This window comes from uncultured Rothia sp., assembly GCF_916049665.1.
GTDB lineage: Bacteria > Actinomycetota > Actinomycetes > Actinomycetales > Micrococcaceae > Rothia.
Genome location: NZ_CAJZIE010000094.1, coordinates 1 through 6,510 on the forward strand (window position 1 = coordinate 1; position 6,510 = coordinate 6,510).

Consider the following 6,510-nt stretch of genomic DNA (forward strand, 5'->3'; position numbering starts at 1 on the left):
ACCTAGTCAAAACCATATTTTCACACAATGCAAGATAGTGAGCTATTCAAAAATCAACCTCCACAGATTGTTTAATAAAACCTGACCTTCAAGCATAAATAGAGCCCAATTATTAACCCACACGTACCAATTCCACCCTCAGATTAGGCACCCCACAAGCCTCAATGAAAGATTGAAAGTCCCCTCCACCAGGGGTTTTAGGATCCTTCACACCCCTGGATTCCCCCTGGTTCCAGCCTAGTTTCAACTCGTTTTCAGATACATCTTCCCTTCTCGCACACGCCGCAAACCCGCCAAGCACTACCACCCACGCACACACCACACCCGGGCACAGCAAGGCGGCGCCCCTCCCCCGCTGTGGGGAAGGAGCGCCGCCTCTACTAGCTATAAATCAGCTGGAACAGCCGTCTTAGAACAAGCCTTAGGACAGGCCGACCATCACGCCGTTCTCGTCGAAGCCGATGCGCTCAGCTGCGGGGCTCTTGCTCAGGCCCGGCATGGTGCGCATGGTGCCGCAGATTGCGTAGACGTAGCCAGCACCGGCAGCCAGGCGGACCTCGCGCACGGGCAGGGTCCAGCCGGTCGGAGCGCCCTTGAGCGATGCATCCGAGGAGATGGACAGGTGGGTCTTCGCGATGACCACGGGCAGGTGCGAGTAGCCCAGCTCAGCGAAGCGCTTGAGCTGCTTAGCGGCAGCCGGAGCAATGGAGATACCATCTGCGCCGTAGACCTTGGTCGCAACCTTCTCAATCTTGGTCTCGATGGAGTCCTCAAGATCGTAGGTGTACTTCAGATCCGAAACGTCGTCACATGCCTCAGCAACCACGTCTGCCAGGTCGGTGGTGCCCTTACCGCCCTCAGCCACACCGCGGTGGATAGCGACGCGAGCGCCAGCTTCCTCTGCGATACGGCGGATGGTTTCGTGCTCGGACTCGAAGTCGGTCGGGAAGGCGTTAATTGCCACGACCGGCTGAACACCGAAGTTGCGCACGATCTCGATGTGCTTCTTCAGGTTCTCTGCGCCCTTCTCCACGTCGGAGGGGCTTTCCTGCAGCATGCCTTCGGGCAGGGGCTTGCCCGGAACGATCTTGTACAGGCCGGAGTGGGACTTCAGGGAGCGCACGGTTACGACGAGCACTGCTGCGTCAGGCTTCAGACCGGAGACGCGGCACTTGACGTTGAAGAAACGCTCCGCACCCATGTCGGCACCGAAGCCAGCCTCGGTAATCACGTAGTCGGAGTACTCCAGGCCAACGTAGTCTGCGACCACGGAGGAGTTACCGGTTGCAATGTTGCCGAAGGGTCCCGCGTGAATCAGAGCGGGGGTGTGCTCCAGGGTCTGCAGCAGGTTCGGGTTGATAGCGTCTGCCAGGATGACAGCCATTGCGCCGTCAGCCTTCAGGTCAGCTGCGGTGACGGGCTCGCCGTCGTAGTTCAGGCCGATAACGATCTTTGCCAGGCGCTCACGCAGGTCCTTGAAAGAGGTTGCCAGCGAGAGAATCACCATGATTTCGGAGGCGCTAGTGATGTCGAAACCGGTCTCGCGGACCACGCCGTCCATGCGTTCGCCCAGGCCCACGACGATGTTGCGCAGGGAGCGGTCGTTCATGTCGATAACGCGGCGCCACTCGATAGCGCGCGGGTCGATGCGCAACTCGTTGCCGTGGTGCAGGTGGTTGTCAATCATGGCGGCAAGCAAGTTGTGCGCTGCGGTGACGGCGTGGAAGTCGCCGGTCAGGTGCAGGTTCAGCTTCTCCATGGGAACGATCTGGGAGTAGCCGCCGCCCGCTGCGCCGCCCTTGATGCCGAAGGTCGGGCCCATTGCGGGCTGACGCAGAGCCAGGATTGCCTTGCGGCCGGTCTGTGCGAAGCCCTGTGCAAGGGAGACGGAGGTTGCGGTCTTACCTTCACCGAGCGGGGTGGGGGTGACTGCGGTAACCACGATGTACTTGGAGCCGCGCTTGCGGGCGGTCTCTGCGTTGGTGGTTTCGTCGAGGAGGACCTTAGCGACATACTTGCCGTAGGGTTCAAGGCGATCTTCGCTGATGCCGTTGTCTGCTGCGATCTTGTTAATAGGCCAAAGATCGGCGGCAAGTGCGATTTCGAGGTCGGAAGGGAAAGGCTTCTTCGTCATTGTCATCCTTCGAGTTGTACGAATCATGCTCTTTTATTCTATGCCTTGGCTCACTCATTTGTCCCTCACCTCGCCGAAAGGTGGCAAATAAACCCAATTTTTAATGCACTAATCCCCGCAACCGGCACCCTACACTCACGTGGAGCGGCAGGATCGGTGCGGGGATTAGTAGCGCATACACGCCGGGCTACCGGTACAGGAACCGGCATAAGAACGGCGATACGACCGGCTATTACGGCATGGTCAGCAGAACCTTGGTGGCGGTACGCTGGTCCATTGCCTCGTAACCCTTAGCCGCCTCGTCGATGGGCAGAACCAGGTCGAATACCTTACCGGGCTCAATTTCGCCCTTGTAAATCAGGTCGATGAGGGTCGGCAGGTACTTACGCACGGGGGCGGGGCCACCCTCCAGGTGAACCTGCTTGCCGAAGAGCTTATCGGTGCCGATGGAGCTGTCGTGCGGCACGCCCACGAAGCCGATGTAGCCGCCGTGGCGTACGCAGCCGAGAGCCTGGTCGAAGGACTGCTGGGTGCCGACAGCCTCCGCAACGCCGTGTGCGCCCACGCCGTCGGTGAGCTCCATGACCTTGGCGATGCCCTCTTCGCCGCGCTCTTCCACGATGTGGGTTGCGCCGAATGCCTTAGCGAGAGCCTGACGTTCGGGGTTGCGGGACATGATGATGATCTTCTCTGCGCCGAGCTGCTTAGCGCCGATGACTGCGCTCAGACCGACTGCACCGTCGCCAACAACGACGATGGTCTTGCCGGGGCCTGCCTGCGCTGCGTCTGCTGCGTACCAGCCGGTGCCGAGCACGTCGGATGCCGCCATCAGGTGCGGGATCTGCTCTTCGGTGGGGGCTGCGGGGGTCTTGACGAGGGTGCCGTCTGCGAAGGGTACGCGGGCGTATTCTGCCTGGGTGCCGTTGGAGCGCATGCCGATGTAAGTGTCGCCTGCTGCGATTGCCTTGAGGCAGCGGGAGGGGTAGCCTGCGGTGCAGGTTTCGCACTCGCCGCAGGAGATGCAGAAGGAGCCTACGACGAAGTCGCCGGGGGCTACGGTGGTGACCTCGGAGCCGACTTCTACGACCTCGCCGATGTATTCGTGGCCCATTGCGCGGTGGTCGACGGGCTTTGCGTCTGCGCCGCGGTAGGGCCACAGGTCGGAGCCGCAGATGCAGGATGCTGCGAGCTTGATGATGGCGTCGGTGGGTTCGAGCAGGGTCGGCTTCTCAACTTCGTTGACGACGACCTTGCCGGGGGCTTCCATAACAACTGAACGCATGATGTTCCTTTCAAATCTGCGTTGATGGTTAGTCGTATCAGAGTACGCCCCACACCCCGATATATCAATAATTTTTTATGCTACGGGGTGAAGGTAAAAATTCCGACAGTCGGAACCAGAAAGGAACCAGAAAAACTGCTCCCACTCCCCTGCTTCTCCGCGGCCTCTCCCCCGCTTCCGCACCCGGTTAAACGGCGCCCCCCCCCCGCACCTTCCAGGTGGGTATCCATCCAGAAAACACGGGGTCGCAACGTTAAGATGCCTCAACGTTTAGCAACCACAGCAGAGCTAAAGCTGAGTATGCCTCAGACTAGAATCCCCGTTCCATGTAGTTGTTGAAGAGGGTAGTCGTATCGTGCATGTTAAGCTATAAGTCTGCCTGCCAGGGGTAGGACATAAAAGTAATCTCGGCAATAAAATGAGGATTATCGGGTCTCGGTGGTGTAACCTGAGATGACTCAAGGTAAGCCTATGGTAGGTTACAGTTACTAAGAGACAACGGAACTCGAACACTGAAAGTTAGTTCGGAGAGTACAGCATAGTGTGTGGAGTGACGTTGAGATACCAAGAAAGGAGACCGGCTAGATGACCGACAAACTCTCGGAATCCGAAGCACTTGTCACTACTCTCGGTGAGCTCTGCGTTGATTATTTCGGTAAGGAAAACCTTCAAAAACTCTTTGTCGAATATACCCCTGCATTGGAGCAGGCTGTCATCTATGTTGCTTTGTGGGAACAATCTAACGAGGCCATGGAAAAGATTTTCCAAAAGTACATCGACGAGATTGTACCCCTCTATATTGGTGAGACTATGCTTGACTTGCGATTTTTCGTAGCTGACTCACCAGTATTTGCTGCTTCAAACCATAGCTCCAAGAGTAAAACCTACGCGATGGCATAAGGCTTACTTATATATGAACAGCCAGCCTAATTTGCAAGAACACCGTCATAAAGCAAATATCTTTCTGCGGAAAGCTAATAAGTACAAGGTTAGCGACCAAGTTGTTGCGCAGATTTGTGCTTTTTATGCTGCATACCATGCGATGCGGTTTGCAATACTAACTGATCCAATCTTAGACAAGAGCAACGAAGAGATTATGCGCCTTGTCCATATGCCTGGTCTTGTTCAAGATTCAAGATATGCTACCCACCACAGTGGACGGCATAATAGCGGTCGCGGTATTGGTCAAAATCAAGTTATCCAAGCTCTATATCCGTCAGAGGCGTTGGCATATAACCAATTACACCGCGCCTCAATCGATGCTAGATATGGTTCTCTTCCTGGAGAAGTTATTATCGATGCTGCTGATGCTTATGATAAGGCTGCGCGAATCGTGGACGTTGCTCTTTCCGAGGAAGGACTTAGGTGGAAGCCAAAGTCTATTAGATAACTAAATACGCTTAAATAAAGGGGGCCCGTTTCTATCATTATTAATAGTGACGGGGCCCCTTTATGCTATACCGTAGTCAGCCATTGAATTATCAACTCGTTATTCAAAGTCTGAATCCAAGATTTAGCATCACATATACTTATTGTCACGCTAAATAGGCTAATTTTCATGGTTTGTCCTCCCCGGAGAGGAGAACCAACAAGGGTGTCAGATAACATCTGAAATGTTCACCTGACACCCTTGTTATAAGAGATTATTAGAAGTCCCAGTCCTCGTCCTCAGTGTTCACGGCCTTACCAATGACGTAGGAAGAGCCGGAACCGGAGAAGAAGTCGTGGTTCTCATCAGCGTTCGGGGACAGCGCCGACAGGATCGCCGGGGACACGTTAGTCACGGACGCCGGGAACATCGGCTCGTAGCCCAGGTTCATCAGAGCCTTGTTAGCGTTGTAGTGCAGGAACTTCTTCACGTCCTCGCTCCAACCCACACCGTCATACAGGGAGTGGGTGTACGCCACCTCGTTCTCGTACAGTTCGTACAGCAGGTTGAAGGTGTACTCCTTCAGCTCTGCCTGACGCTCCGCGGACTCCTTCGCCAGGCCGCGCTGGAACTTGTAGCCAATGTAGTAGCCGTGCACTGCCTCGTCACGAATAATCAGACGAATCAGGTCAGCGGTGTTGGTCAGCTTCGCGTGCGAAGACCAGTACATAGGCAGGTAGAAGCCCGAGTAGAACAGGAAGGACTCCAGCAGAGTGGAGGCGACCTTCTTCTTCAGCGGGTCGTCACCGGTGTAGTAGGACAGAACGATCTTCGCCTTCTTCTGCAGGTGCTCATTCTCAGAAGCCCAGCGGAACGCCTCGTCAATCTCCTTGGTGGAGGCGAGGGTCGAGAAGATCGAGGAGTACGACTTTGCGTGCACGGACTCCATGAACGCAATGTTGGTGTACACGGCCTCTTCGTGCGCGGTCACAGCGTCCGGCAGCAGGGACACAGCACCGACAGTACCCTGGATGGTGTCCAGCAGGGTCAGACCGGTGAAGACGCGCATGGTCAGCTGCTTCTCTTCCTCGGTCAGAGTCTTCCAGGAGGGCACGTCGTTGCTCAGCGGCACCTTCTCCGGCAGCCAGAAGTTACCGGTCAGACGATCCCAAACCTCAAGGTCCTTCTCGTCCTCAATACGGTTCCAGTTGATAGCCTCGACCACGTGGTCGACGAGCTTCACCTTTTCGCTCATTAGTAATTCTCCGATTCTTAAGGGGCGGTTACAGTCCCACGCGCGCCCAGCCAGTCGCGCAGGCGGTTTGCGTGTTTACCGTAACCGCCCCTTCCAGTCTTTAGTTATAGTGTGCCAGCTCAGGCTGAATGCGTCATAGCATTCAGGCTAGAGCATGCAGGATACGCAGCCTTCAACCTCGGTACCCTCAAGAGCCATCTGACGCAGACGGATGTAGTAGATGGTCTTGATGCCCTTACGCCATGCGTAAATCTGGGCGCGGTTGATATCGCGGGTGGTTGCGGTATCGCGGAAGAAGAGGGTCAGCGACAGGCCCTGGTCCACGTGCTGGGTTGCCACAGCGTAGGTGTCGATGATCTTCTCGTAACCAATTTCGTAGGAGTCCTGGTAGTACTCCAGGTTCTCGTTGGTCATGTACGGTGCCGGGTAGTAGACGCGGCCGAGCTTGCCTTCCTTGCGGATCTCAATCT

Annotated in this window: 5 protein-coding genes and 1 pseudogene; 2 read left to right on the forward strand and 4 right to left on the reverse strand. The window is 56.0% G+C overall.

Features of this window, described 5'->3' with window-relative positions; genetic code table 11:
- Nucleotides 1-421: 421 nt before the first annotated feature.
- Nucleotides 422-2,134: a formate--tetrahydrofolate ligase gene (locus QZ540_RS07930; RefSeq protein WP_294629024.1), complete on the reverse strand. Its 1,713-nt coding sequence runs from the start codon at nt 2,132-2,134 to the stop codon at nt 422-424.
- A 232-nt stretch (nt 2,135-2,366) separates the two neighbouring features.
- Nucleotides 2,367-3,416, reverse strand: a complete 1,050-nt coding sequence (locus QZ540_RS07935) for a zinc-dependent alcohol dehydrogenase family protein (protein ID WP_049352871.1) — start codon at nt 3,414-3,416, stop codon at nt 2,367-2,369.
- A gap of 585 nt (nt 3,417-4,001) precedes the next feature.
- On the opposite strand from QZ540_RS07935, the gene QZ540_RS07940 reads away from it, so the two are divergent.
- Nucleotides 4,002-4,316, forward strand: a complete 315-nt coding sequence (locus tag QZ540_RS07940) for a hypothetical protein (RefSeq protein ID WP_070604370.1) — start codon at nt 4,002-4,004, stop codon at nt 4,314-4,316.
- 13 nt (nt 4,317-4,329) lie between these two features.
- Nucleotides 4,330-4,806: a hypothetical protein gene (locus tag QZ540_RS07945; RefSeq protein WP_141749083.1), complete on the forward strand. Its 477-nt coding sequence runs from the start codon at nt 4,330-4,332 to the stop codon at nt 4,804-4,806.
- Nucleotides 4,807-5,062: 256 nt separating this feature from the next.
- On the opposite strand, the gene nrdF is transcribed toward QZ540_RS07945, so the two are convergent.
- Complete coding sequence (gene nrdF / locus QZ540_RS07950) at nt 5,063-6,040, reverse strand: class 1b ribonucleoside-diphosphate reductase subunit beta (protein ID WP_049352870.1); 978 nt, start codon at nt 6,038-6,040, stop codon at nt 5,063-5,065.
- A 147-nt stretch (nt 6,041-6,187) separates the two neighbouring features.
- Nucleotides 6,188-6,510 (reverse strand): annotated as a pseudogene (locus tag QZ540_RS07955) (ribonucleotide-diphosphate reductase subunit alpha); the annotation flags it as partial.

Bases quoted from the DNA above. Each gene is read 5' to 3' on its own strand.
- QZ540_RS07930 (WP_294629024.1), bottom strand. From the start codon at position 2,134: ATGACGAAGAAGCCTTTCCCTTCCGACCTCGAAATCGCACTTGCCGCC.
- QZ540_RS07935 (WP_049352871.1), bottom strand. From the start codon at position 3,416: ATGCGTTCAGTTGTTATGGAAGCCCCCGGCAAGGTCGTCGTCAACGAA.
- QZ540_RS07940 (WP_070604370.1), top strand. From the start codon at position 4,002: ATGACCGACAAACTCTCGGAATCCGAAGCACTTGTCACTACTCTCGGT.
- QZ540_RS07945 (WP_141749083.1), top strand. From the start codon at position 4,330: ATGAACAGCCAGCCTAATTTGCAAGAACACCGTCATAAAGCAAATATC.
- nrdF (WP_049352870.1), bottom strand. From the start codon at position 6,040: ATGAGCGAAAAGGTGAAGCTCGTCGACCACGTGGTCGAGGCTATCAAC.